General features: G+C 62.6%; 28 protein-coding genes and 1 other RNA gene. 24 read left to right on the top strand and 5 right to left on the bottom strand.

Features of this window, described 5'->3' with window-relative positions; all coding sequences use genetic code 11:
• Positions 1-4: 4 nt before the first annotated feature.
• On the bottom strand, positions 5-532 hold the full coding sequence (locus DBR16_RS10205) for a TadE/TadG family type IV pilus assembly protein (protein WP_109261152.1): 528 nt from the start codon (positions 530-532) through the stop codon (positions 5-7).
• An 88-nt stretch (positions 533-620) separates the two neighbouring features.
• The gene (locus tag DBR16_RS10200; protein ID WP_109261151.1) at positions 621-1106 is read right to left on the bottom strand and encodes a pilus assembly protein N-terminal domain-containing protein; all 486 of its coding nucleotides are present in this window, start codon (positions 1104-1106) and stop codon (positions 621-623) included.
• A gap of 281 nt (positions 1107-1387) precedes the next feature.
• Between DBR16_RS10200 and DBR16_RS10195 the strand changes: the two genes are divergently transcribed.
• The 10 genes from DBR16_RS10195 (at position 1388) to DBR16_RS10150 (ending at position 10887) form a co-directional block, all read left to right on the top strand.
• Complete coding sequence (locus DBR16_RS10195; RefSeq protein ID WP_109261150.1) at positions 1388-1546, top strand: Flp family type IVb pilin; 159 nt, start codon at positions 1388-1390, stop codon at positions 1544-1546.
• A gap of 136 nt (positions 1547-1682) precedes the next feature.
• Positions 1683-2186 carry an A24 family peptidase gene (locus DBR16_RS10190; RefSeq protein ID WP_109261149.1) on the top strand — a complete coding sequence of 168 codons (504 nt, stop codon included), beginning with the start codon at positions 1683-1685 and terminating at the stop codon, positions 2184-2186.
• A gap of 113 nt (positions 2187-2299) precedes the next feature.
• Positions 2300-3148: a Flp pilus assembly protein CpaB gene (gene cpaB, locus DBR16_RS10185; protein WP_109261148.1), complete on the top strand. Its 849-nt coding sequence runs from the start codon at positions 2300-2302 to the stop codon at positions 3146-3148.
• Positions 3149-3158: 10 nt separating this feature from the next.
• Positions 3159-4616 (top strand): type II and III secretion system protein family protein, encoded by a 1458-nt coding sequence (locus DBR16_RS10180; RefSeq protein ID WP_109261147.1) that lies wholly within the window; start codon positions 3159-3161, stop codon positions 4614-4616.
• A 13-nt stretch (positions 4617-4629) separates the two neighbouring features.
• Positions 4630-5304: a CpaD family pilus assembly protein gene (locus tag DBR16_RS10175; protein ID WP_109261146.1), complete on the top strand. Its 675-nt coding sequence runs from the start codon at positions 4630-4632 to the stop codon at positions 5302-5304.
• 15 nt (positions 5305-5319) lie between these two features.
• A complete protein-coding gene (locus DBR16_RS10170; RefSeq protein WP_109261145.1) occupies positions 5320-6861 on the top strand; it encodes an AAA family ATPase in 1542 nt (513 codons plus the stop codon).
• Between the two features lie 8 nt (positions 6862-6869).
• A complete protein-coding gene (locus DBR16_RS10165) occupies positions 6870-8348 on the top strand; it encodes a CpaF family protein (protein WP_109261144.1) in 1479 nt (492 codons plus the stop codon).
• A gap of 3 nt (positions 8349-8351) precedes the next feature.
• Positions 8352-9341 (top strand): type II secretion system F family protein, encoded by a 990-nt coding sequence (locus tag DBR16_RS10160; RefSeq protein ID WP_109261143.1) that lies wholly within the window; start codon positions 8352-8354, stop codon positions 9339-9341.
• A 9-nt stretch (positions 9342-9350) separates the two neighbouring features.
• Positions 9351-10328: a type II secretion system F family protein gene (locus DBR16_RS10155; RefSeq protein ID WP_109261142.1), complete on the top strand. Its 978-nt coding sequence runs from the start codon at positions 9351-9353 to the stop codon at positions 10326-10328.
• Between the two features lie 58 nt (positions 10329-10386).
• A complete protein-coding gene (locus DBR16_RS10150) occupies positions 10387-10887 on the top strand; it encodes a hypothetical protein (protein WP_109261141.1) in 501 nt (166 codons plus the stop codon).
• A gap of 6 nt (positions 10888-10893) precedes the next feature.
• Here DBR16_RS10150 and DBR16_RS10145 read toward each other — a convergent pair whose 3' ends face one another.
• On the bottom strand, positions 10894-11703 hold the full coding sequence (locus tag DBR16_RS10145) for a tetratricopeptide repeat protein (protein ID WP_109261140.1): 810 nt from the start codon (positions 11701-11703) through the stop codon (positions 10894-10896).
• Between the two features lie 115 nt (positions 11704-11818).
• Here DBR16_RS10145 and DBR16_RS10140 point away from each other — a divergent pair, with 115 nt between their 5' ends.
• A complete protein-coding gene (locus DBR16_RS10140; protein WP_233347744.1) occupies positions 11819-13186 on the top strand; it encodes a leucyl aminopeptidase family protein in 1368 nt (455 codons plus the stop codon).
• Between the two features lies 1 nt (position 13187).
• Positions 13188-14036, top strand: a complete 849-nt coding sequence (locus DBR16_RS10135; RefSeq protein WP_109261139.1) for a C40 family peptidase — start codon at positions 13188-13190, stop codon at positions 14034-14036.
• Here DBR16_RS10135 and DBR16_RS10130 read toward each other — a convergent pair.
• Positions 14033-14779: a c-type cytochrome gene (locus DBR16_RS10130; protein WP_233347742.1), complete on the bottom strand. Its 747-nt coding sequence runs from the start codon at positions 14777-14779 to the stop codon at positions 14033-14035. The genes DBR16_RS10135 and DBR16_RS10130 overlap by 4 nt on opposite strands.
• A 311-nt stretch (positions 14780-15090) precedes the next feature.
• Between DBR16_RS10130 and DBR16_RS10125 the strand changes: the two genes are divergently transcribed.
• Complete coding sequence (locus tag DBR16_RS10125) at positions 15091-15630, top strand: porin family protein (RefSeq protein WP_109261138.1); 540 nt, start codon at positions 15091-15093, stop codon at positions 15628-15630.
• A 72-nt stretch (positions 15631-15702) separates the two neighbouring features.
• On the opposite strand, the gene nudC is transcribed toward DBR16_RS10125, so the two are convergent.
• Entirely contained in the window at positions 15703-16599 is an 897-nt protein-coding gene (gene nudC / locus DBR16_RS10120; protein WP_109261137.1) for an NAD(+) diphosphatase, read from the bottom strand.
• A gap of 95 nt (positions 16600-16694) precedes the next feature.
• On the opposite strand from nudC, the gene DBR16_RS10115 reads away from it, so the two are divergent.
• From DBR16_RS10115 to recR, 11 genes are all read left to right on the top strand, one after another.
• Positions 16695-17552, top strand: a complete 858-nt coding sequence (locus DBR16_RS10115) for a diacylglycerol/lipid kinase family protein (protein WP_109261136.1) — start codon at positions 16695-16697, stop codon at positions 17550-17552.
• Positions 17549-18337 carry a metallophosphoesterase family protein gene (locus DBR16_RS10110; protein WP_109261135.1) on the top strand — a complete coding sequence of 263 codons (789 nt, stop codon included), beginning with the start codon at positions 17549-17551 and terminating at the stop codon, positions 18335-18337. The genes DBR16_RS10115 and DBR16_RS10110 overlap by 4 nt, the downstream gene beginning before the upstream one ends.
• A gap of 62 nt (positions 18338-18399) precedes the next feature.
• Positions 18400-19989, top strand: a complete 1590-nt coding sequence (locus tag DBR16_RS10105) for a L,D-transpeptidase family protein (protein WP_109261134.1) — start codon at positions 18400-18402, stop codon at positions 19987-19989.
• Complete coding sequence (locus DBR16_RS10100) at positions 19895-20881, top strand: D-Ala-D-Ala carboxypeptidase family metallohydrolase (protein ID WP_161539471.1); 987 nt, start codon at positions 19895-19897, stop codon at positions 20879-20881. The genes DBR16_RS10105 and DBR16_RS10100 overlap by 95 nt, the downstream gene beginning before the upstream one ends.
• A 78-nt stretch (positions 20882-20959) precedes the next feature.
• Positions 20960-21172 (top strand): hypothetical protein, encoded by a 213-nt coding sequence (locus DBR16_RS10095; protein ID WP_125184550.1) that lies wholly within the window; start codon positions 20960-20962, stop codon positions 21170-21172.
• Between the two features lie 68 nt (positions 21173-21240).
• Positions 21241-22809 carry a vWA domain-containing protein gene (locus DBR16_RS10090; protein ID WP_109261131.1) on the top strand — a complete coding sequence of 523 codons (1569 nt, stop codon included), beginning with the start codon at positions 21241-21243 and terminating at the stop codon, positions 22807-22809.
• A 46-nt stretch (positions 22810-22855) separates the two neighbouring features.
• Positions 22856-22953, top strand: an RNA gene (ffs, locus tag DBR16_RS10085) — signal recognition particle sRNA small type.
• Between the two features lie 29 nt (positions 22954-22982).
• Complete coding sequence (locus tag DBR16_RS10080) at positions 22983-24767, top strand: DNA polymerase III subunit gamma/tau (RefSeq protein ID WP_109261130.1); 1785 nt, start codon at positions 22983-22985, stop codon at positions 24765-24767.
• Positions 24764-25087: a YbaB/EbfC family nucleoid-associated protein gene (locus tag DBR16_RS10075; RefSeq protein WP_109261129.1), complete on the top strand. Its 324-nt coding sequence runs from the start codon at positions 24764-24766 to the stop codon at positions 25085-25087. The genes DBR16_RS10080 and DBR16_RS10075 overlap by 4 nt, the downstream gene beginning before the upstream one ends.
• 3 nt (positions 25088-25090) lie before the next feature.
• On the top strand, positions 25091-25366 hold the full coding sequence (locus tag DBR16_RS13895) for a hypothetical protein (RefSeq protein WP_125184549.1): 276 nt from the start codon (positions 25091-25093) through the stop codon (positions 25364-25366).
• Positions 25363-25968: a recombination mediator RecR gene (recR, locus tag DBR16_RS10070; RefSeq protein ID WP_109261128.1), complete on the top strand. Its 606-nt coding sequence runs from the start codon at positions 25363-25365 to the stop codon at positions 25966-25968. Before DBR16_RS13895 ends, recR begins: the two co-directional genes overlap by 4 nt.
• Positions 25969-25979 lie beyond the last annotated feature (11 nt).

The raw sequence follows: 25979 nt of genomic DNA, 5'->3' as shown, positions 1-25979 counted from the left end.
GGACCTAGTCATCGAAAGGCTCGTTGCGGAAGACGGTGGAGGACTGGATGAGCCGGCGATTGTCCGGAAGGTTTCCGACCGAGCCGAACATGTCGGGCAGGATCAGCGGATAGCTGTAATAGACCCGCACCAGAACGATATCGCCCGCGCGGCCGGGGTCGAAGCCCATATTGCCGCCGTTCAGCGTGCCATCCTCGGCGATGGGCGGGGTCGGGTTGACATCGTCAAAATCCTGGAAAACCGCGACCTCGAAGACCATCTGGTCGCAATCGGCAATCACCTCGATGCGATCGCAGACTTCGGTGCGGAAGCTGGCGGCACCTCCGCCACCACCCTGGAGCTGGCCAGTGCGGATGAGGCGGGCGGATTCCAGGACCGCATTCTCGATCACCGTTCCGGCGAAGAACACGGCGGCGACCTCGATCAGCGCCATCAGGAAAAAGAAGAAGGGACCAGCGATCAGCGCAAACTCGACGGCGGTCGCGCCATCGCGATTTTTTCGGAAGGATTTGAAAAAGCCTGCCCTGCGCATGATCCGGCTCCGGAAATCAGGCTCTCTCTATAAGGGCCAAGCGCTTAAACCCGCGTGAAGAGGCACGGTTAACAGGACGCTACCGGCCCTATTCCCGGCCGCCTTCGAGCGCGCGCGGGCTTTGCGAATCCTCGGTGATGGCCGCCGCTTCGCCGGCGATACCGATGCGGGCGCTCTGCTGGCCGGTCAGCGTGTCAAAGGTTTCAGAATCATCGCCCACGGTCGGGCTGGCAGCGCAATTGGGGGTGCAGGTCATGGTCGTGCGGGCCGTGCCGCGTTGCAGTACCAGCTGGCCTGACGTTGACGGGCCGACGACAAAATCCTCGGCGAAAATCACGCGGCCCTGGCGATCCATGGCGATGATATTGGTGCGGCCGAACAGGCGTCCGGTGACGATCAGTGTGCGGCGGTCGTGGATCACGGCGTCGGCGATGGCCGGATTGCCGACGATCACGGTCGAGGCCGATGATGGCAGACGGACCACATCGGCATGTTCGACTTCCAGCATCTGGTCCGCAGCGGCCAGGGCCGGAGCGATCAGCAGACAGGCTAGGGCGGTGAGGGCGTTACGCATGGGCGTGCTCCACAGGTGTCACATTCACCTCTTATAAGAGCGCGTCCGCGTGAAGACTTTCTAAACAGAATGGTTCGAAGATCATAATTGAGTTACACTTGTTTTGTTTAGAGCTTGTTAACTATAAGACGCAGGAATTTCCATTAGTACATAATTAATCATGAGTATTCACCTCTTTTAAAGGCTCCTGTGGTTTATTCATTGCACACGACAAGAGAGGTCGGGACAAACAAGCCTCCTTGAAGTGGATGTGTGTGGCTAGCAACACGGGAGTAGACCCAATGCAAATCGTATCTCGCTTTTTCAAAGACGAATCTGGCGCAACGGCTATCGAGTATGGCCTGATCGCTGCCCTGATCGCCGTGGTCATTATCGGTGCCGTGACGGCGCTGGGGACCGGCGTTCGTGACAACATGCAGACGGTTGCCGACGCGATCTAGTCGCGGCCAAACGTCAAGGCATTCAAGGGGCTGCCCAGCGGGCGGCCCCTTTTGCTTTCCGGACGCAGTCCGGCCGGGCCAACCGATTGTTAAGCCTGTTGCGCTATACAGACCGGAAATCATCCGGAGTGAAGAGATGGCGGGTCAGATCACTATATTGGTCTTTGTGTTCTTCATGCTGCTGGCGGCGGCCCGCGATGCCATGAGTTTCACCATTCCGAACTGGCTGTGCGGCACCCTGGCGCTGATCTTTCCGCTCGCCGCAGCTGTGCTCGGCCTCAGCTGGATGGATTTCGGTCTTCACCTCCTGGTGGGCGTGGTGGCCCTGCTCATCGGAATGGCCCTGTTTGCGCCGGGATGGATCGGCGGTGGCGATGCCAAGCTGGTGGCCGCGGCGGCGCTCTGGTTCGGCTGGCCGGATGCCATGATTTTCCTCGGAAAAGCGGCGCTGATGGGCGGATTGCTGGCCGTGGCACTGATCATGCTGCGCCGCGCGGCACCCGCAACGGGATTACCGCAGCGCTGGATGAGCGGGACCTTGCTGGCCGATGGCGCGCCGGCACCTTACGGGATTGCCCTTGCTGCAGGCGCTTTGTGGACCCTGCCGGAGAGCCAGATCTTCCTGCTCGCCGCGCTTTGATTTGGCGGTTTGTGAAGAAATCTTCCCAATAGGTTGCAATGACATTTGAATCTTAACTCCCCTTTTGGAAATTACAGGTGAGATGAGCGCGTAACCCGAGGGGATTCGCGCCGATGAACGCCGCAAGAATCATAGTTCTGATCGCCGCTGCACTGGCCGCTGCTGCTGCCGCCTACTTTGTCTACCAGTCGTCTTCCAGCGAACCGGTGACCACCGAGCCGCAGGTCGTTGAGGCGGCGACGGTTGAAGTTCTGGCCGCGCGCCGCGATCTGCCGATCGGCTCCCGCGTGCAGGCCAGCGATCTCTACTGGCAGGCTTGGCCGCAGGATGCCGTCAATCCGTCACAAGTGTTGCGAGACCGCAATCCGGATGCCGCCGAGAGCTTTGCCGGTTCGGTCGTCCGTAGCGCGGTTTCGGAAGGCGAGCCGGTTTCGGCGCGCCATCTTCTGCAGGCCGGAGAGGCCGGCTTCATGTCGGCCGTACTCGGACCGGGCATGCGCGCCACATCGGTTCCCATCAGTGCGGAGACGGGTGCGGGCGGCTTTATTCTTCCGGGTGACCGTGTGGATGTCATCGTGTCCTATGAAGCCGAGGAAGAGGGCGGGACACGCCGCCGTTTCTTCGTGGCCGAAACCGTTGTCGAGAATGCGCGCATCCTGGCCATCGACCAGTCCTTTGGCGATGATCCCGATGCCGAAGGTGTAGTGGTTGGCGAGACGGCGACGCTGGAGCTGACACCGGAGCAAGCCAATGCGGTCGTTCTGGCGGTCGCGCGCGGAGAAATCTCGCTGTCGCTGCGCAGCCTTTCCGATGGCGAGGGCGGGCCGCGCCTGGTTTCGCGCCAGTCCAACCCGAACCTGTCACGCCCGGATCCGGAAAATGTCGAACCGCTGCGCGACGAAGATCAGATGGTTGTCTATCGCTATGGTCAGGCCCGCGTGGTCTCGGCCGGTGACAACTAGGAGGCCGGACATGTTACGCGCTCTCATACTCGCGCTGGTGACGATGCTTCCTGCGGGAACGGCATTGGCACAATCGGCAACAGAATCGACCACCATGCAGGTCTATATCACCCGCGCGGGCTACGGTCCGGCATCGGAAGTGCTGGAGCTGCCGCTCAACAAGGCGGCGATCATCCACCTGCCCGTCGATGCTGCGGATGTGCTGGTCACCAATCCGGAAGTGGCCGATGCCGTGATCCGGACGCCGACCCGCGCCTATCTGCTGGGTCAGGCGGTCGGTCAGACCAATGCGTTTTTCTTCGATGCCGAGGGCAATCTGATCCTCGATCTGGATATCCGGGTCGAGCGTGACATGCGCGCCTTGCAGGAGGCGATGGACCGCTTCCTTCCGGATCGCCGCGTTACCGCAGAAGCCATGAACAATCATATCGTCCTGTCCGGATCGGTGCGCAGTGCCTCGGAAGCCGATACGGCTCTGCGGCTGGCGCAGCGCTGGACGGACAATCCGGAGAATATCCTGTCCATGCTGGCGATTGAAGGCCGGGAGCAGGTCATGCTGTCGGTGCGCATCGTCGAGATGCAGCGCACCATTGTCCGCCAGCTCGGGATCAATCTGTCCGCCGCCGGTCAGCTGGATGATGTCGCCTTCAATATCGCGACCGAGCAGGAATTTTCCCTTGTGGGCCGCGCTCTCAGCGGTGTCAGCGGCCAGTTCGACTATACCAATACCGGGGGTGGAGATATCCGTACCGCCGGGGCGCTGATCCAGGCGCTGGAACGCGTCGGCCTGGTGCGCACGCTGGCGGAACCGAATCTGACCGCGATTTCCGGGGAAGCGGCCAATTTCCTCGCCGGGGGAGAATTCCCGGTGCCGGTCGGCCGTGACCGCGATGGCAATATCACCGTGGAGTACAAGCAATTCGGTGTCGGGCTCGGCTTTACGCCGGTCGTCCTCTCGGAGGGCCGAATCTCATTGCGGATCTCGACCGAGATCTCCGAACTGACCAATCAGGGGTCTTTGCAGCTGGGTGCGCAGGATGTGACTGATGATCAGGGCAATGTCATCGGCACGGTTGCCGGCCTCCAGATCCCGGGCCTCAACGTCAATCGCGCGGAAACAACCGTGGAATTGCCTTCCGGTGGCAGCCTCGTGCTCGCCGGCCTGATCCAGGAAGAGACACGGCAGAATCTGGATGGAGTTCCCGGTGTCCAGAACCTGCCAGTCCTTGGCGCGCTGTTCCGCTCCCGCGATTTCGAGAACCGGGAAACCGAGCTGGTGATCATCGTGACACCCTATCTGGTGGACCCGATCAACCAGAATGAAGCCGCCACGCCGGCGGACGGTTATGTCCGGACCAGCGAGCTGGAAACGCTTTTCCTCGGCAATATCAACCGCGCCTATGCGGTGCCGGGTGCGCAGACCGAAGGCCGGTCCTGGACCGGTCCTGTCGGCTTCATGATCGAGTAGGGGAGACGGCAAGATGAAGATGACACACGCTTTGACCGCCCTTGTCCCCGCCCTGTTCCTGGCGGCCTGCGGGACCACGGCCACGACGACCAATCTGATGGGCTTTCCAGAAGCCCGTCCGGTGCAGGAAACCGCGCGCATGGACCTGCTGGTCGATGCCGAAGCCGATGGCCTGCTGTGGTCGCAGCTGGGCATGTTCCAGGTCTTTGTCGAGCATTACAAATCCAATGGTCATGGCCCGATTGTTGTTTCCTATCCGCATGGCGGAGCCGAGGATGCGGCTGCCCGTTCGGCGATGAGCGAAGTGCGGGCCTTCCTCGATTCCCAGGGCGTTTCCGCGCGATACACGGAAGAAGGCCCGTATGACGCGTCCGGCATGGGCAATGCGCCGCTGATCGTCAGCTTCCTGCACTATGTCGCGGAAATGCCGGCCGAATGTGAAAACCGGCGCTGGGATGATCTGGTCCGCGAACGCGATAACCAGGCCTATGCCGGGTTTGGCTGCTTCATGGCGCAAAACCGCGCTGCCATGGTCGGTGACCCCTATCATCTGGCCGGGCCGACCGGTTCCGGCGATCCGGACGGGGTCCGCCGTCAGACCGTGCTTGATACTTATCGCCGGGGTGAACCCACCGGCACGCCGCGCCGCGACGATGAAAGCGGCGCGGTTTCCTCTGCGGTTGAATAAAGCTGGATAGACATAATGGCTGAACCACAGACATATGATGATGATTTCCTGGATGAGGACGAGTTTCTCGATCCGGCAGAAGTCGAACGCCGTCTGCTGAGCGATGGGGGCGAGGACGGGTTCGAGGAATTCGGCGATTTCGACGGATTCAGCGAGCCGGCCGAAGAGTCGCGCCCATTCGGTTCACGTGCCGCGCCGGCTGCGCCCAAAGCGCCGGTTGAAGCGCCGCGCGAGGAGTGGGACGAGCCAGAAGATGTTGCGCCGTCCGAGCTTTCCTCGCCAGAGGCCGAATTTGACGCTTTCGAGCCGGATGCCTTTGCGCCGGAGCTGATTGATCCGTTTTCCGGCGAGATCGACGACGATATTCCCGACCAGCCGATTCCGCGGATCACCATCCATGCCTTCTGCGAGCGTCCGGAAAGCGGTGCGCTGGTCCACAATGCCGCGAATGACCGGCGTTTGTCCAAGACCCATGTCGATGTCGAGCTGGGCGGATTGCCGGCGGCGATTGAACGCTTCGCTACCCAGTCGACACCCGATCTCCTGATCATCGAGACCGGCATGCGCGGGCAGGGGCTGTTTGACCAGCTTGAAGAACTCGCCGGCAGTTGTGATCCGGGTACCAAGGTCATCATCATCGGTGCCGCCAATGACATTTCGCTCTACCGCGAGCTGATGAAGCGCGGTGTCAGTGAATATCTGGTGCCGCCCATGTCGCCGCTGCACCTGATCCGCACGATTTCCGGCCTCTATCTCGACCCCGAAGCGCCGTTTGCCGGCAAGACGATTGCCTTTATCGGCGCCAAGGGCGGTGTCGGCGCATCGACGGTCGCACACAATACGGCCTGGTGCATTTCCGAGAATTCGCAAGCCGACTGCGTGCTGGTCGATATGGACCTGTCTTTCGGCACGGCGGGGCTCGATTTCAACCAGGACCCGGCGCAGACGCTGGGCGATGCGCTGACCGATCCGGATCGGCTGGATGACGCCCTGCTTGACCGCCTTCTGGTACGCTGCACGGAGCGCCTGTCCCTGTTCTCGGCTCCGGCAACGCTGGACAAGGACTGGGATTTCGGTCCGGAAGCCTATGAAACCGTGCTCGACAAGGTGCGGCGTCAGGCGCCTTTCATCACGCTGGATCTGCCGCATACCTGGTCGCCCTGGGTGAAGCACACCCTTCTGGCTGCTGATCAGGTCGTGGTGACCGTGACACCGGAGCTTGCCTCTCTGCGCAATGCCAAGAATCTGTTTGATCTCATCCACGCCTCACGCCCGAATGACGAGCCGCCGAAAGTGGTGGTCAATATGGCGGGGATCGCCAAACGCCCGGAAATCCCGGTCAAGGATTTCGCCGAGGCGCTGGGCGTTCAGCCGGCTCTGGTTCTGCCATTCGAGCCCCACCTCTTCGGCAAGGCGGCCAATGACGGGCAGATGATTGCCGAGGTCGATCCGAAATCGAAGGCCGCGGAAGGGTTCTCGCACCTGGCGGCGCTGCTGTCCGGCCGGATTGCGGCGCCTCAAAAGAAAGGTCTTTTCGGAGGCCTGTTTGGAAAGTGATGTAAGCCATGTTCGGTAAGCGCGACGCCATAGCGCAAAGACCAGAACCGAAGCCGGCCCCCGCGCCGGCTTCCGCTGCGCCTGCGAGCCGTCCGGCGGCCCGCACCGAGGCGCCGGCTGCGCCCAAGCCGGCGGCGAAGCCCGCGGCAGTGGTCGGTCCGAAGCCGGCCCCGAAGGTGAAGCCCGTAGCCACAACGGCGGATTCAAAGCGCACCGACGAATATTACGCGACCAAGACGACCATCTTCAACGCGCTGATCGACACGATTGATCTTGGCGCGCTGGCACAGCTGGACAATGAAACCGCTGCGGAGGAAATCCGCGACATCGTCACCGAGATCATCTCGATCAAGAATGTCGCGATGTCGATTGCCGAGCAGGAACGCCTGCTTCAGGACATCTGCAATGACGTGCTCGGCTATGGTCCGCTGGAGCCCTTGCTGGCCCGCGACGATATTGCCGACATCATGGTCAATGGCGCGGGTGATGTGTTCATTGAGGTCGGCGGCCGGGTGGAGAAGACCAATATCCGCTTCCGGGACAATGGCCAGTTGATGAATATCTGCCAGCGGATTGTGAGCCAGGTCGGCCGCCGGGTGGATGAATCCAGCCCGATCTGTGATGCCCGCCTGGCGGATGGCTCGCGGGTGAATGTCATCGCGCCGCCGCTGGCGCTGGACGGTCCGACCCTCACCATCCGGAAGTTCAAGAAAGACAAGCTGCGGATGCAGGACCTGGTCGATTTCGGCTCGATCACGCCGGAAGGGGCCAAGGTTTTGTCTATTATCGGAGCGTCGCGCTGTAACGTGCTGATCTCTGGCGGCACCGGTTCGGGCAAGACGACTCTGCTCAACTGCCTGACCGCTTTCATCGGCGAGGAAGAGCGGATCATCACCTGCGAGGACGCCGCGGAACTGCAATTGCAGCAGCCGCATGTGGTGCGCCTGGAGACGCGTCCGAAAAACCTGGAAGGATCGGGCGAGGTCACGATGCGGGATCTGGTCAAGAACTGCCTGCGGATGCGCCCGGAACGGATCATTGTCGGCGAGGTGCGCGGCCCGGAAGCCTTCGATCTACTGCAGGCCATGAATACGGGTCATGACGGCTCGATGGGCACGCTGCACGCCAACAGTCCGCGCGAAGGCCTGTCACGGCTGGAATCGATGATCACCATGGGCGGCTACAGCCTGCCCTCGAAAACCATCCGGGAAATGATCTCCGGTTCCATCGATGTCGTGATCCAGGCCTCGCGGATGCGCGATGGCTCACGCAAAATCACGCATATTACCGAAGTGATGGGCATGGAAGGCGATGTCATCATCACCCAGGACCTTTTCGTCTACGAGATGGACGGGGAAGACGGCGATGGCCGGATCCTCGGCAAGCACAAATCCACCGGGATTGCCCGGCCGCGCTTCTGGGACCGCGCCCGCTATTATGGCCTGGAGCGCGAACTCGCGGCTGCGCTTGATGCGGCGGAGGACTAGACCATGCAAGGCCAGCTTCCCCTGATGTTTGCTGCCGTGGCCGCCTTCATCGCCGTTGGCGGTGTCGGCTGGGTCGTGGCGGGAGCCATGGGCGATGGCCAGAAAGCCGCCCGCCGCAAGGCGGTTGTGACCAGCAACGGACCGCGCAAATCCCGTGCGCAGCAGACGGATCAGACCGTTCAGCGGCGCAAGCAGGTGCAGGATTCGCTGAAAGAGATCGAGGACAAGCAGAAAAGCGCGAAGAAAAAGTCGCTGACGCTGAAATCGCAGATCGAACAGGCGGGCTTCAGCTTCTCGCCGAAGACTTTCTGGATCGCGTCCGGTGTGCTGGCAGTGCTGGCTTTTCTCGGCGCGGTGATCACCGGGCAGAGCCTGCTGATCGCGGCCGGATTATCGATTGCCGCCGGGCTGGGCCTGCCGCGCTGGTATCTGGGGATGCGCCGCGCCGGACGGCAGAAGAAATTCACTGGCGAATTCGCCAATGCGCTCGACATTATCGTGCGCGGTATCAAGTCGGGCTTGCCGCTGAACGAATGCATCAAGGTGATTGCGCGCGAATCCGCCGAGCCGGTGGCGTCCGAATTCACAAAGCTGGTCGAGGCGCAGGCGGTCGGCGTCTCGCTGGAAGATGCGATCAAGAAAATGGTGCAGCGCATGCCGCTGCCGGAGCTCAACTTCTTCGCCACGGTGCTGACCATCCAGGCCAAGACCGGCGGGAATCTGGCCGAAGCGCTGGGCAATCTGTCCGCCGTGCTGCGCGCCCGCAAGATGATGCGCGAGAAAATCAGCGCGCTGTCGTCCGAGGCCAAGGCTTCGGCCATGATCATCGGGGCCTTGCCGCCGGGTGTTCTGGCCATCGTCTATTTCACAACCCCGTCCTACATGACCGCCATGTTCGTCGAACCCAAGGGGCAGCTGATGCTGCTGGGCGGCGGGCTGTGGATGGGGCTCGGCATCCTGATGATGCGCGGCATGATCAACTTCAAGCACTAGGGGGCGGCGATGAGCTTTTCAGATATCGCTGACCTCGTCACCAACCCGCAATTCCTGTGGTCGGTGATTGCCGCGATCGCGGTCTTTGCCACCGTGGTGACGCTGACCTCGCCCATGATGGGGCAGAACAAGCTGGATAAGCGGATCAAGGGTGTCCAGAACCGCAAGGAAGAGCTGCGCCGGAAATCGCGCGAAGCGATGGAGGAAGCCCATGCCTCCAAGCTGCGCGGCAAGGAAAACAAGGGCGTTACCAAGACGATTGTGGAAAGCCTCAATCTCCAGAAACTGTTCGAGGACCCGGATCTCAAGGACAAGCTGACCCAGGCCGGTTTCCGCGGCAATGGCCCGGTCATGACCTTCTATTTCTTCCGGCTGGCGGCCCCGATCCTGCTGTTTGGCGGTGCCGCGCTCTATGTCTTCTTCGTCAATGATTTCGGCCTGCCGACCATTACACGCTGGAGCCTGGCGGCCGGTATCGGTATTTCCGGCTATTACGCGCCGAATCTCTATCTCACCAACGCGGCGGCCAAGCGCCAGCAATCCATCATGCAGGCCTTTCCCGACGGGCTGGACCTGTTGCTGATCTGCGTCGAGGCGGGCATGTCGATTGAGGCAGCGTTCCAGAAAGTGTCCGGCGAGGTCGGGGCGCAATCGATCGAGCTGGCGGAGGAATTGTCGCTGACCACGGCGGAGCTCTCCTATCTCCAGGACCGGCGGACGGCATACGAGAATCTGGCCAAGCGTACCAATCATCCCGGCGTGAAAGCCGTGGCCACGGCGCTTATCCAGGCGGAACGCTATGGTACGCCGCTGGGACAGGCCTTGCGGGTGATGGCGAAGGAAAACCGCGATATGCGGCTCGCCAATGCCGAAAAGAAGGCGGCCGCCCTGCCGGCGAAGCTGACGGTTCCGATGATCGTCTTCTTCCTGCCGGTGCTTTTCGTGGTCATTCTCGGCCCCGCCATCATGCGCTACCAGTCGATGTAGGTTTCGCCTGTCTGGCGTTCAGGCTCGCCAAGTTCTATTCGCATGCTAGAAACACCTCATGCTAGGCCGCAGAAAAAGCGAAGAACGGGCCCAATCCAATGTGATTGCCAGCCGCGCCAGTGAAGCCGCGCTCAAGGCGTTGGGCGGTGGCGATGTGGCGCGTGCCCGTGACGAGCTGACGGCGGTCCCCAAACGCATCGAGTTTGCCGAAACCGGCTGGAAAGTGGCTCTGGTGCTGGCCCTGACGGATCTGTCGGCCGGCAAGACGAAAAACGGCCTCAATCAGCTGATCAAGGTGTTCGAGCGGCTCGACGACACCAGCCTGTCGCGGGACGACAAGGGCTATCTGCGCCTGTTTGCGCTCTACCGGGCGATCGAGAATACGCGGGATGGCCGCCCGCCTTCGGCCTTGCGGGATCATGCCGAGAATTTCCGCTTTGACACGACGCTGGTCGATCCGGCGCTGAAGGCGCTGTTTCCGCTCAAGCGTGTCGAGGAAAAGCCGGATGACATTCCGCCACCACCGTTTCCGGCGGGCATGGGATCGACGGAAATCTGACCGGGACTAAGGCGCGCCGCTGTCGTCGCGAATGGCATCCCAGCGGCGTCCGGTGGTCAGCATGGCACGGATATAGGCCATATTGGCTTCTGCCGTCTGCGGGCTGACATCAACACGGGCCATGGCCTCGGCTTCTTCAAAGCGGCCCTGAAGGGCGATGACCAGGGCCAGATTCTGGCGCACGGTGGCCGCGGCCGCCGGACTCGCCATGGCTTCGCGCAGCAGGCTTTCCGCGCGTTCCGCCTCGCCATCAAAGGCATAGGACAGCGCCAGATTGGACAGGATGGCCGGCTCGCCGGGCGCCAGCTGCAGGGCTTCGGTATATTTCTGACGGGATTGCTGGCGCAGCCCGGCCTGCTCATAGGCGACGCCGAGAATATTCAGCACCTGCCAGTTGCCGGGGCGGGCGGTATTCACGCGAGTGAGGGATTCAATGGCTGCGGCGCCGCGTCCCGCTTCGGTGAGGGCGGTGCCATAGGCCAGCTGGAGGTCGACATCCTGCGGGAAGAGCGCCATGGCCTGCCGGGCCACCGTGGCGGCGCGCTGGGTCTGGCCGAGGCTGCGCAGCACGCGGGAGAGCTCGACAGCGGCCTCGCGGTCGCCGGGATTGAGTTCATGGGCTTCGGCCCAGAATGCCGCCTGGGTGAGCAGGTCCTGGCTGCGGATCGCCTGCCGTTCAGCGGCGCTGGCCGGTACAATGGAGGCGCGCTGGGTGAGATCCTCGGCCAGGGCCTGTTCCTGTTCGGTGCGCGCGGTGGCGCAGGCCGTCAGCATGGCGATTGATGCCATCAGGGTAAATTTCGTCAGGGTCCGCATGGGCGAAGTCCTTTACCGGCAGAATCAGGGGATTAGTCTTCGCCGCGCCGGTCAAGATTACGTTAATCTGTTCCGGTGGTTTGATAACACATAGAGATTTTCCGGAGCCGCGCCCGTGACCGACATATTCCCGACCAATTCTCCATCGGCCCGCCGCCTGCTGGTAGTGGCCGCCAGCCTGGCCGGGGATTTGCCCGCGCCGCTGAACGAAACGGGACGGGCCATTGCCAGAGCCAACAGCTTCAAGGGCGAGGCCGGACAGATCGTTGTGATGCCGGAGACTGCCGGCGTTGACGCCCTTATCGGGCTGGGCAATGCAACCGACGCCTTTGCGCTGGGCGATGCCGCCAAACAGCTTCCGGAAGGCGACTGGTCGCTGGAAGGCGATCTGGGTGAAATCGATCCGACGCTGGCGATGGTGGCCTTCGGGGCCGGTGCCTATCAGTTCTCCCGATACAAGAAGCCTGGCCGGGCGCCTGCCCGGCTGACACCGATTGCCGGGGCGGATGCGGCGGAAGCGGAGCGGGTCGTGCGGTCGATCTGGCTGGCGCGCGATCTCGTCAACACCCCAGCCGGTGATATGGACCCGGATGCCCTGCAGGCGGCGGCGGAAGCCCTGGCGCGGGAGTTCAAGGCCGACATCCGCACCACGACCGGCGACGAATTGCTGAAGCAAGGCTATGGCATGTTGCATGCCGTCGGACGGGCCGCGCACAGTGCGCCGCGCCTGATCGAGCTGGAATGGGGGGATCCGGACCATCCGCGCCTTGCCATTGTCGGCAAGGGAATCACCTTCGATTCCGGCGGGCTGGACATCAAGGCGTCGGCCGGCATGCGGCTGATGAAGAAGGATATGGGCGGGGCGGCCAATGCGCTGGCGCTGGCCCGCCTGATCATGGATGGCAAGCTGCCCGTGCGCCTGCACCTGCTGGTGGCGGCGGCGGAGAATGCGATCAGTGCCGGGGCGTTCCGGCCGGGCGATATTCTTACCTCGCGACTCGGTCTGACGGTTGAAATCGACAATACCGATGCCGAGGGGCGGCTGGTGCTGGGGGATGCGCTGACGCGGGCGGTCGAGGACGAACCGGATCTGATCCTCGATTTTGCCACGCTGACCGGTGCGGCGCGTGTGGCGCTGGGCCCGGACCTGGCGCCCTTCTATACCGATGATACGGCCTTCGGTGAGGCGTTGTGCGCGGGCGCGGCGAAAGTCGCCGACCCGGTCTGGCGCATGCCCTTGTGGGATGGCTATGACAGCCAGCTCGACGGCACGATTTCCGATCTGAAAAACATGGGCGATAGCGGTTTTGCCGGATCGATCACGGCGGCGCTTTTCCTGCGCCGGTTTACCGGCGGCCGCCGCTGGTGCCATTTCGACATTTTCGCCTGGAATCCCAAGGACCGGCCCGGCCGTCCCACGGGCGGTGAAATGCTGGGGTCACGGGCGGCCTGGGAGGCCCTGAAAGCACTGTACGGGAAATAGGATGACGCATCCGAGACTGCTTGCGGCCCGCGGCGATGTGGCGGCCGCCCACCTGAAAGGACAGATCGAGGCCGGGCGCTATGTCGAGCCGGTGGACATGCAGGTCACGGCCGGTGTGGCCGCCATCCGCCGCACGCCCCGCGATGACGGGCCGATGGATACGCAGGCACTGTTTGGCGAGGTCTTCGCCGTGCTGGAGGAAAAGGATGGCTGGGCGTGGGGTTTTTCGCGCCATGACGGCTATGTCGGCTATATCGACATGGCGGCGCTGTCCGCGCCCGTCCGCCCGGTGACGCACCGGGTTTCGGCGCTGCGCACCTATCTGTTCTCCGGGCCCGATCTGAAATCGGCGCCGCATTGCCTGTTGTCGATGAATGCCAAGATCAATGCGGGGGAAAAACGGGGCCGCTTTGTCGATGCGGGCGGGTCAGGCTGGGTATTTGAAGGTCATCTGGTTTCCCTAGACCATGCAGAACCGGATTATGTGACCGTGGCGGAACGATTTGCGGGCACGCCCTATCTGTGGGGCGGCAAGGAAAGCCTGGGGCTGGATTGTTCCGGCCTGGTGCAGACCTCACTGGAAGCGGCCGGTATCAGCATATTGCGCGATACCGATATGCAGGAAAGCGAGCTGGCGGCACGATTTTCCACGATCGCGGCCGATGCGCCGCGTCAGCGCGGTGATATTGTCTTCTGGTCCGGTCATGTCGGGATCATGGTGGATGAAACCCGCATCCTTCATGCCAATGCGCATTACCTGCAGACGGTGATCGAGCCGGTGTCAGAAACGGAAAGGCGAGCCGTCAGCAACGACTCGCCTGTCACATCGGTTTTCCGGCTGACGGCCTAGTTTCCGCCCTCATCAGCGGTTTCGTCCGGCAGTTGACCTTCGCCCGCCTGATCCTCGATCACGGCCTCGCCGGCGTCTTCCAGCGCTTCGATCTGGTCGTCAACATCCGCAGCGGTTTCCGTCATCCCGTCATCAGCGGCGTCCATCTCATCGCCGCCGGTGGTGCCGGTCTCGTCTTCGGCCGGAGCAGGGGCCGGGAATGCCACCGGGTTATCCGACAGGGTCTGGAGATAGGCGAGGAGGTCGGCGCGATCCTCGTCATTGCGGATGCCGGCAAAAGCCATCGCGGTGCCGTCGAGCCAGCCGCGCGGATTGGCAATGAAATGATCGAGGTTTTCATATGTCCAGTCACCTTCGAGGCCGGCCATGGCCGCGGAGTATGAAAATCCGTCATAGGAGCCGATATCACGGTCAACAATGTCCCAGAGATTCGGCCCCTGGAGGTTGCCGGCGCCCGGCGCGGCATTGTGGCAGGAGACACAGCGGCGGAAGGTGCGTTCGCCCGCGGAAGCATCGGCGCTGGCCAGTAGCGTGCCCAGGTCCACGACGTCTTCCTCGACCGGTCCGGCTCCGCCGGTGCCGCCCATAACGGCTGCAAGGTCAATCGGATAGGCCAGGGCGGCCTCTTCGTCGCCGCCATGCTCCTCAGGGAAAACGATATCCCCGACCACACCGATCACCATCACCATCAATACAAGGCCGATGATGACAGCGGCTACTTTGTTCCAGAAAAGATCGCCCATGCTGGTCCCCAGAGAAGTCTGAATAATTTCGCGGTGTTTGCCATGCGTCCTGCGGGCAATCAACCAGTTGATGTTGTCAGTCACTTACCGGGCGGGGGCAGCTTCGTCCAGTGGCGCATCGTCGCGGGCTGCAGGAGGCGCAGGCTGGCCGGACCGGTGCCATTATTCAGTCAATATTCATCGCCAGAATAATATCTGCAAAAATTGAGGGATGGCCCTTGCGAAACAGAATTTGCGGGCACACCTCATTGCCAATGATCGGTGGTCGATTGTATTGAAAGACAGATGTCTTCCCACGAAAGGACTCAAAAATGTTGCGCACACTTGTTTCTGCCTCTGCCATAGCGCTTGCCGCGGCTTCGGTCTCCTTCGCCGATGATGGCGACTTCACATGGAGTGCCGGATATTCGGCTATCGAAATCAGCGATGGCGGACAGTCCGTTGATGTCGGCGCGGTCACCTTCCGCGGCGGCTATGAATTCACCCGCCATTTCGGTTTTGAAGGCCAGCTTGATGTCGGTGTCAGCGATGACAGCATCATCATTGCCGCGACGCCGGTGGATGTCGAGCTGAACTATGCCGCCAGCCTGTTCGGCATTGCGCGGGCTCCGGTTTCCGAGAATGCCAGCCTTTTCGTTCGCGCTGGCTATACGGCCGCTGACGTCGAAGCCTCCATTCCGGGCGTTTCGGTGACCAGCGATACGGATGGCTGGGCCTATGGCGTGGGTGGCGAGGTCTTCTTTGACCAGCGCAATGGTTTCCGCGCCGGTTACACACACCACGACTTCGATTCTTCGGATGCCGATGTGTGGAGCCTTTCCTATGTCCGCCGCTTTGGTGGCGGCCGCTAATCCGGCCCTTTTTTCGGAATAGTGGGTAATAATGACGGCCGCGCTGGTTCCAGCGCGGCCGTTTTTCCTTGCTCAACCGGTCGTCGCCCAGACTTCAAGCAGGCGGCGCGCAATCGCGATTTTCGGCGGCAGATCGACGTCGGGATGATCTCCGGCCAGCATGCTGCGGACCTCGTCCCGCGAAAACCAGCGCGCCTCTTCCAGCTCATGGCGGTCAATGGTGATGCCCACCGACACGGCTTCGATGATCAGGCCGATCATGAGTGACGAGGCAAAGGGCCAGGGCTGATCGGCGACCACCCGTGTGGAATCGGGATCGGTCCGGATTCCGGCCTCCTCCCAGATCTCGCGTGCGCAGGCCGCGGCGATGGTCTCGCCCGGCTCCATGAAACCGGCGAGCGCTGACCACATGCGCGGCGGCCAGGGCTGCTGGCGGCCCAGCAGACACCAGTCATCCTTGACCACCAGCATGATGACAACGGGATCGACGCGCGGAAAATGCTCGGTGGCGCAGGACGGGCAGGCGCGCTTGCGGCCCGCTTCGAGCTCCAGCGTCGGCGTGCCGCAATTGGCACAGAAGCGGTGGCGGCGGCGCCATTCGATCAGCGAGCGCGCCTGTGCCAGAATGCCCGTCTCCTCGATGGCCAGCTGCATCGCCGCCGAGCGTGTGTCGGTGATTTCGACGCCGCCGGGAAGGGCCGCCTCCGGATCGAGTTCCACCGCATAAAGCGGATTGCCGTCCTCAAGTCCCAACAGGACAGGCGCATTGATCCGGGCCATGTTGGCGGTTTCGGAGAAGGGCCGGCGCAGCAGGGCGCGGCCATCAAGTGCCGGATCGCCATTCAGGAACAAGAGGGCGTGTGCGCCGTTATGTTTCTCCAGAGCGGCGAGCGCCTGCTCGTCGCGGCGGATGTCCTCGGCGCGATCCAGCGGCGTCAGGCAGAAGGCCAGTGGCGGCAGTGGGTTCATGGATGACTTCCCGTTCGCGAACGCCGCCTGTATGTGGCAGAGCAGAGGCCGGGTAAACCGTTGAACCGTATCCGGTGCAGCAAAGGACATACGGTATGGCAGGCCAGCGTCTCCATCTGATCCATAATGAATCGTCCGGCGCATTCATGCGTGGACTGGAACTGGATGTGCTTCGCGGAAAGCTGGAAGCGGCTGGCTGGGAGATGGCCGGCGAAACCGCTCTGGCGCTGGACGATCAGCCCGATCCCGCCGCTCTGGCGGGGTCTGCGGATGCGCTTGCCATTGCAGGCGGAGACGGATCGATCAAGGCGGTCCTGAATGCCCTGGCCGGGCAGGAGGGGGCGCCGCCCGCATTGATCCTGCCCTGCGGGACCGCCAATCTACTGGCGCGGCATGTCCACGCCTCCATTGATCTCGACATGATTATCGAACGCTCGGCGTCCGCAACAGCCCGGCCATTGCTGCTGGGCGAAGCCAACGGGCATGTGTTTGCCGTCGCCGCTGCTGTGGGCGTGTCGCCGGCGCTGGTGAAATTCCGCGAAGACATCAGGAAGCTGGGTTTCTGGGGCCGCGCCCGGCGGTCGCTGGCCTCCCTGCGGGTCGGCTGGCGGTCCATGTTCCGGCAGCCCTTTCTGGTCCGGGCTGAAGGCGAGGCCGCGCCGCGCCGGGCGACTGCGATTTACGTCACCTGCCCCGATTCCCCCGTGTCTGAAGGCCAGTTTCTGGTGTTCGGCGGGCGGATGAAAAATGTCGCGGACCTCCTGAGCGGGCTGGCCATGGCGGCGTTGCCGGGTGTGGATGAATCCGGGCGGAACTGGACGGTCGAGACGCGGCAGCTGCAAATCCGCTCCATGCGGCCGCTTCCGGTCATTCTGGATGGCGAGCCGCTCACGCTGGAAAGTCCGCTGACCCTTGAATTCGGCCGGAAGTGTGTTGAAGTCATCATCACATGACCCGGCTGGCCCACATTGCAGACCTGCATTTCGGCGATGAAGATCCGTCTCTTGTGACCGATTTCCTGACCCGCCTGCCGGAGGCGGGTGTGGATGTGGTCGTGGTTGCCGGTGATCTGACCCAGACCGGCTCGCGCCGGGAATTCGCGCTGGCCGCAGACTTCCTCGCCGCGATTGACCCGCCCGTCGTGCTGACACCCGGTAATCACGATACACCGCTGCTGGATATTGCATCGCGCCTGACCCGTCCGTGGCGGCGGCTGCAAACAGCGATGGCCGCCCATGCCGCGCCGCGTTTTGCTGATGACGATATTCATATCGAGAGCTTCAACTCGGCCCGCGGCGCGCAATTCCGGCTTGACTGGTCGCTGGGCGTCATCTCCCGCCGCAAGCTGGCGGCGCCGATCAAGGCGCTGTCCGAGAGCCCGGCCGGAACCCGGATTCTCACCGCCCACCACCCCATCCTGTCACCGCTGGAAAACCGGGGCCGGGCCCGCACCCGCCGCGCCCCGCGCTTCGCGCAACAAATCGCTGAAACGGCAGATCTCGTTCTTACCGGCCATCTGCATCAGCATTTTGCCTGCCCGGTAGACACCGGCGCACGGACAAGCTGGTTTGTCGGTGTGTCGACCGCCTTTTCCTCGCGTACGCGGGAGGAGGCGGCCGGATTCAATCTGATAGACATATCAGACACGCATTTTGACCTGCACCGTTTCGACGCCGTTGATCATGATGGCGGCAAGCGGTTCGAGCAGACCGGGGAGACCCGGCTGGACCGGCAATAACGCTGTCAGCCGCGGCAAGATGCCCATAGCCGGAAAGGCCTGATCTGGCGTAAGGTTATCCAATGAGGCTGATTTTCCTGTTCCTTCTTCTGCTGTTGCCGGTCACGGCACTGGCACAATCGCCGGGTTTTACCGGCCCGGACCGGTCCGGGGCGCTGGAAAGCCTCGTCAATATGATTGCTGATGCAGACCGTCATGGTCTGCGGCCCGAGGACTATCACTTCGAAACCCTGGCCGGTGCGGACCCGACGATTGCGTCGGCGGATATTGACCGCCTCGCGGAATCCGCTTTCCGGAATATGGCGGCAGATTTGCTGACCGGCCGGATCGCGCCGCTCTCGGTGGAGCGGAACTGGCCGTTTGCGCCCCGGAGCGGCGATATTGATGCCGCGCTGTTGCGGGCGCTGGAAAGCGGCGATGCCGCCGGGGAGCTGGCGGGCTTTGAACCGCAAACACCCGCCTATCAGGCATTGATCCGGGCGCGGCAGTTCTGGTTGAAGCAGCCGGAAGAGGCCTGGCCACCGCTGACCACGCGGCGCGATCACATGGAGCCGGGCGATAGCGGTCCGGATGTCCGCGCCCTGCGCGCACGTCTGGTACAGCTGGGGCGATTGCGGCCGTTTTCGCCGGCCGTTCCCGTTGATTCCATCGTCTTTGATTTCATGCCGGCCACGATGCCGCCGGATTACGGTATCGAGGTCGAGACCGCTGTGCGGAATGTGCAGCGTCTGGCGCGGTTGCGGCCGGACGGCATAGCCGGGCCCGCGACCCTGGACTGGCTCAATCGCACGCCGCGGCAGCGCGCCGATACGCTGCGCGCCAATCTGGAGCGTTTGCGCTGGATGCCGGACGAATTGGGAGACCGGCATATCGCCGTCAATGTGCCAGACTTCACGCTTCAGGTAGTTGAAAATGGCGTCACCGTCCGCCGCCATGATGTGATCACCGGGCGGGTGTCGCGTCCCTCGCCGGTGTTGTCGGCGCAGCTGGAATACGTGATCGTCAATCCGTGGTGGGAAACGCCGCACAGTCTCGCCGTGAATGACGAATTGCCGCTGTTCCGGCGGGATCCCGGCGCTGTAGCGCGGCTCGGTTTCCAGGTGCTGGACCGGGCGGGCAATGTCGTGGATGCCTCGGCGATTGACTGGACCACCGTCAGTGCGGCGGCCTTTCCCTACCGGTTGCGGCAGGCGCCAGGACCGCTGAATGCGCTCGGCGTTGTGAAGCTGATCTTTCCCAATCCGCACAGCACTTTCCTGCACGATACGCCGGGACGGGAGCGATTCAATGAATTGCCCCGCGCCCTGTCTTCGGGCTGCGTGCGGGTGCGGGATGCGGATGCGCTGGCACAATGGGCGGTGGATGCGGGCGCGGCGGAGGCGGTTGATATTGGCGCGCTTGTCGAGAGCCGGCGGGAGACCCGAATCGATATTGCCGAAGAAATACGTGTGCATTTCCTGTATCTTACCGCTTTTGTCGATGCGGATACTTCCGTCCGCATGGTGCACGACCTATATGGAAAAGACCCTTCAATCATTGAGGCTATGGACCGGTCCTATGAAGATGATCCAACTCGCAACACTCGGACTCGCCCTGACCGCGCTCTCGCTTCCGGCGCGGGCGGCGGACATGTCGGAGCTTGCCCCGCCTGATCCGGCGACACGCGCCGTCAGCGGTTATGATGCCGGACGCGCCGGGTTCTCCGTGCTGATCAACGAGGCCATCGAAGCCGATTACCGGACCTTCGCGACGCTGGTCATGCCGGGCGAACAGGTGCCGCTCTCGGCCAGCACGGCTGTGCGCTACTCCGCTGAGGCCGGGCTGCAAACGCTGTCATCGACCGATGCGGTCTGGCAGGCCCCGGACACGCCGGGTCACCATGTCATCGAAATCCGGGATATGGCCGGAAATCTGATCCGCCTGAATGCCTTTGTCCTGCGGCCGGCCTCGGAGATCGAGGCGGGTGTGCTCCAAGGCTATGCCATCGGACAATACCCGCAGGAGCCCTATCGCGGACAGGACGCCTATCTGCCGCCGGAGGGCTTCATCGAAGTACCGCCCGAATTGCGCGACCTGCCGGTTTCCCCACATTTCACCCTCGGCCAGTTCCTGTGCAAGCAGGAAGGCGGGCCGGTGCGCTATGCCATTGTGCGCGAGCGGTTGCTGCTGAAGCTGGAACGCTTGCTGGAAGAAGTGAATGCGCATGGCTGGCGTACGGACGGCTTTGTCGTAATGAGCGGATATCGCACGCCGGTCTATAATGCCGGCATCGGCAATGGCCGCTATTCCCGCCATGTCTATGGCGGGGCTGCCGATATCTATATCGACGAGGACAATGACGGGATCATGGATGATCTCAACGGGGATGGTGTGCTCGACCGCCGGGATGCCGCCGCCCTCTACGACTTTATCGACCGTATCCTGGAACGGCCGGACTGGACCGATTTCCATGGTGGTCTCGGCGAATACGGCTCGACATCCGCCCATGGTCCCTTTGTCCACGTGGACGAGCGCGGCTGGAATGCGCGCTGGGGCCGGTCCTGATTTTGTAAAAACAGTTGCGAATCATTCGCAACTGAGGCAGTCTGCTTCCGGATCAGATGAATCACTCCGGGAGGAAACATGCCGGCTGCATCGCGTTTACATTGTGTGGCTCCGTCGTCAGATGTCGGCGCGCGGGCCGCAACAGAGATCGCCGTCAGGGACTGGCTGGAGACGCAGGCGCGTATTGCCAGCTACTGGCGCGACCTTCTGGTCGACCGCAATGGCGATCTCGACCTCATTGAAGCGCTGGATGCGCATGAGCGCTTTTTGCGCGCATCTGCGGTGGGTTGATCTCCTTTCAATCCGTAGGGTCTTTGGCTCGATTGTGTTAGGCTTTCCGTCCAACCGGGGAGTCCTCAATGAATCTGATCCGTTCGGCCATGCTTGCCGCCGTCATGAGTGCCAGTGCGGCGGGGGCGCAAACATCTGTCTCACAAGTTGATAATGACGTCGAAGCCTGCCCGGCCTTCGATTTGATTCAGCAGCGCCTTCTGGAAGTCGTTCGCGGTGTGTCCTTTGAAGGCAGCGAAGATGTCGCGCCGGAAGGCGAGGGACCTGTCGCGGTTCAGTTTATTCTGGATGCATCGGGATCGATGGCCGGCGATGCCGGTGGCCCTTCCAAAATGGACGTGGCCCGCACGGCTTTCATCCATGCGCTGGAGGTGATCGAGGAAGCCAATATTACCGCCTCTCTCCGCGCTTATGGCTTTGACGCCAGTGTGGATCATACAGCGGAAGCCTCCTGCCCGAATACCGAGCGCCTGACAGATTTTCTATCCGGTGAACTCGGTGAGCTGCGCGCCGCTGCAGGCCGTTTGTCGCCCTACGGATATACGCCGATTGCCGCGAGTCTGGAGGCGGCTGCTGCCGATCTTGAAGCCGTCGCGGCGCGTGAACGGTTGATCGTGCTGCTCTCTGACGGGGAGGAGACCTGCCATGGCGATCCGGTCGCGGCGGCTGCGGCCTTGCGGGCGGAGAACATCAATGTCTCAGCCTATGTGGTCGGCTTTGATCTGGACCCCGAACAGGAAGCGCAAATGCGCGCCGTCGCCGAAGCCGCGGGCGGCCGGTATATTCCCGCGCCTGATGGCGAAGCCCTGGCCGCAGCGATGCGGGAAGTGGCTGGGATGACCGTCAGCCGGTCCTCACGCGAATTGATCCGCTGTGAAAACCCGGTGCAGGGCGGTCTGACTCCGGATGACGCGGTGCTTCTGGAACCCGGCATCTACACGATCGGCGAACTCGTTCCGGAAGGTGAGTATCGCTATTACCGGGTGGAAACCGATGAAGGCGAGATGGGCGTCGTGCGGGGCCTCCTGCAAAGTTACGCTTATACGGGCGAGGGTGAGGCAGCGGTAGAAACGCAAGCTGCTCTGGGCGCGATGACAATCCAGATGCTCAATCCGGACGGTGAGCGGGCCGGGTCCGGTTTCCCGCGCGAACGCAACCTGCCGGGAGAGAGCCTGATCGGCTATTATGTCGACACGACGGGCGAGGGTTTCATCATCGGCGTTGGCGATAATTATGAAACCGTGACGCCCTTGAGCCTGTTTGAAATTACCATCGAGGATGCCTCGGATACAGGTGGCGGCGATGCCGATTCCGGGCGCGAGGGGGATTATCCGTCACTTGCCGCGGGTGAGACCGGCACCGGCCTGGTCGGGCATGATGATCTGACCGATCTCTGGCGCATCGACGCAACCGGCAGTGTCGCGATGACCGTTTCATTCGAAAGCGATGACATGCGTTACGGTATCATTGTGTACGACGCAGAAACGGGACGCCGCATACAGCGCGAACGCCCGGAGCCCGGCCACCATGAATTTACGGTCGAGGCGGCCGCGCCGTTCATCGTGGAAATCTCAACCCAGGAACCGCGTCTGGCATCGCGCCACAGCCGTTATGAAATCAGTGTGAATCCGGGCTGAGTCGCATACCTTGTCATGCGGTGCCCGACATCCGATATTGGTCAGTGGAAGATCGGCGCGGACGGACGCCTCGCCAACCCGGTCAGGTCCGGAAGGAAGCAGCCGTAACGAGTTTCGCTCCGGGTCGCTGTCCGGTCTTCCACCTATCTCCGGAATCAGCCCAGAAAGTGGCCATGGACGACGCTCCCGAACCAAAGACGGACACCGATCCGGGGCCGTCTCCGGGGCTCGGGCTTCCGGAGCATGATGCCGGCTATCAGGTGCTGGCGCGCAAATACCGCCCGCTCCGCTTTGAAGATCTGATCGGCCAGGAAGCCATGGTGCGGACGCTGACGAATGCGTTCAAATCCGGCCGTATCGCCCATGCCTATATGCTGACCGGGGTCAGAGGCGTTGGCAAAACCACCACGGCGCGCCTGATTGCCCGGGCGCTGAATTATCTCACCGACGATGTGGATGGCCCGTCCATCACGCTCGATCCGCCCGGTGTGCATTGCGATGCCATCCAGAAGGGCGGCCATGTCGATGTGATGGAAATGGATGCTGCCTCGCGCACGGGTGTCGGCGATATCCGCGAAATCCTTGAAGGTGTCCGCTATGCGCCGGTCTCGGCGCGCTACAAGGTCTATGTGATCGACGAAGTGCACATGCTGTCGAACTCGGCCTTCAATGCGCTTCTGAAGACGCTGGAAGAGCCGCCGCCCCACGTCAAATTCATTTTTGCCACTACGGAAATCCGCAAAGTGCCGGTGACCGTCCTGTCGCGGTGCCAGCGCTTTGACCTGAAACGCGTCGACCGTGATGTCCTCGCCGGGCACCTGTCGGGTATCTGTGAAAAAGAAGGCGCATCGGTGGAGGCTGACGGGCTGGCCCTGATTGCTCGCGCGGCCGAGGGCTCGGTTCGCGATGCGCTGTCCCTGCTCGATCAGGCAATCGTCCAGGGCGAAGGCTCGGACGGACCGGTCACCGCCGTGCAGATCCGCGACATGCTGGGGCTCGCCGACCGGGCCCGGGTGCTAGATTTGCTCGAAGCGGCGCTTGCCGGCGATCACGCCAAAGCCCTGGCCGAGATTGCCTCGCTTTATGATTCCGGCGGCGATCCCGCCATTATTACCCGCGATTGCCTTGACTATGTGCATGCCCTGACCCGGGTGAAAGCCGCGGGACCGGATGCTGATCTCGCCGAAGCGAAGGAGACCGTTCAGCGCCTCGTAATGATCGCCGAAACGCTCTCGATTGCGCAGCTGACGCGCTTGTGGAAAATCCTGCTGGTCGGGCTGGACGATGTGCGGCGGGCCCCCGATCCGCTGACCGCTGCGGAAATGACGCTTTTGCGGCTGGGCTCTGCCGCCTCCCTGCCATCGCCGGAAGATGCGGCGAAACTTCTGCGCGGCGAAGAGGGGGCCGCGCCCTCCGCCCCAAAGCCTGAGCCGGCTGCGCCGGCGGATAAGCCAGCTGCCGAACCTGTGGCGCAGGATGCGGCCGACCCGCCAAAGACGGTTTTTGAAGACCCTTCAGATGAGGCCGCGCCTCTCCTTGAGATCAAGGATGCCCCGGCCTCGCTCGACGACATGGTCGAAGCGATGACGGATCGCACCGATGCGGCCCTGCGGTCGGATCTCATCCGCTTTGTTCGCCCGGTGTCGTTCAAGCCGGGCCGGATTGTGTTTGAACCGGCCGAGCATGCGCCGCCCGATCTCGCACAGCGGCTGGCCAAGCGGCTGCAGGACTGGACCGGCGTGACCTGGGCCGTTCTGCCGACGCATGATTCCCGGGGCGGGGAGACGATTCGCGAACGTCAGAAGCGCGAAGAGCGCGAACATCTGGAACGCGTTTCCCGGGATCCGGCGGTGCAACAGGTTCTGCGGATTTTCCCCGGCGCAGAGATCGTGGACGTCAGACGTCCGGCCGGGATCGAGGACGATGCCGCTGAAAGCAACGCAAAGAGCCAGTCATGAAAGACCTGATGGGATTGATGAAGCAGGCGCAGGAATTGCAGGGCCGCATGAAGGAGGCGCAGGAGAAGCTGGACGCGGAAAGCGTGACCGGCGAATCCGGGGCCGGCCTTGTCCGCATCACACTGTCCGGAAAGGGCGATATCCGGGATATCGCGCTGGACCCCTCAATCCTGGTGGCCAGTGAAAAGGAAGTGGTCGAGGACCTGATCAAGGCGGCGTTCGCGGATGCCCGTGGCAAGATCGAAGCAGTCCAGGCGCGGGTGATGAAAGAGGCGGCGGGCGGATTGCCGCTGCCACCCGGCTTCTCCTTTCCGGGGTGATAGGTGGCGCGGCGAACCGCAAAAGAGTTCGACTCCTTTGAGAATGCTATCGATGCAGCGTTCGGATACGCCTGTACAAAATTTGGGTTTTGTAGCGTGGCAATCGGTTTGAAACAGGAAATCGGGATGAAACCGGAAATATCTGCTCTCGATCTCGCAGCGCTGATTGTTGTGGCGGAGGGCATGAACCCGCTCACAAGCCCTCATGCTGGGGAATTGGAGATGTTTTTCGAGTCGTTCTTCGAAGGGCCGGCGTTGAATAGACAGGACTTTGCATGACCACCCATTCCGCCGGACCTGAAATCGAACGCCTGATCGCGCTGCTGGCCAAGCTGCCGGGGCTGGGGCCCCGCTCGGCGCGGCGTGTGGCGCTGCATCTTCTGAAAAAGCGGGAGGCTCTGATGGGGCCTCTGGCCGATGCGCTGGCGGATGCCGCTGACAAGATCACCGCGTGTTCCACCTGCGGAAATCTGGATGTCTCCGATCCCTGTGCCATTTGCGCGGCGCCGGGGCGTGATCCGGCGGTGATCTGCGTGGTCGAAACAGTCGGGGATATATGGGCGCTGGAGCGTGCCGCCGCTTTCAAGGGGCGCTATCACGTGCTTGGCGGCGTGTTGTCACCGCTTGATGGCGTCCGTCCGGATGACCTCAATATCGGCAAGCTGCTGGACCGGGCGGGTGATCCGGTGGTGACCGAAATCGTGCTGGCGCTGAATGCGACGGTCGATGGCCAGACCACGGCGCACTATCTGGCCGACCGGCTGGATGGCCTTGCCGTGGAGATTACCAGCCTTGCCCGCGGCGTCCCGGTGGGGGGCGAGCTCGATTATCTCGATGACGGCACGCTGACAGCGGCGTTCAAATCCCGCCGGCCGGCCTGAGCCCCGGCTTC

This window comes from Hyphobacterium indicum, from assembly GCF_003129605.1.
Classification (GTDB): domain Bacteria; phylum Pseudomonadota; class Alphaproteobacteria; order Caulobacterales; family Maricaulaceae; genus Hyphobacterium; species Hyphobacterium indicum.
Note: the sequence above shows the minus strand (reverse complement) of the source record. Positions and strands in the feature narration are given on the sequence as shown.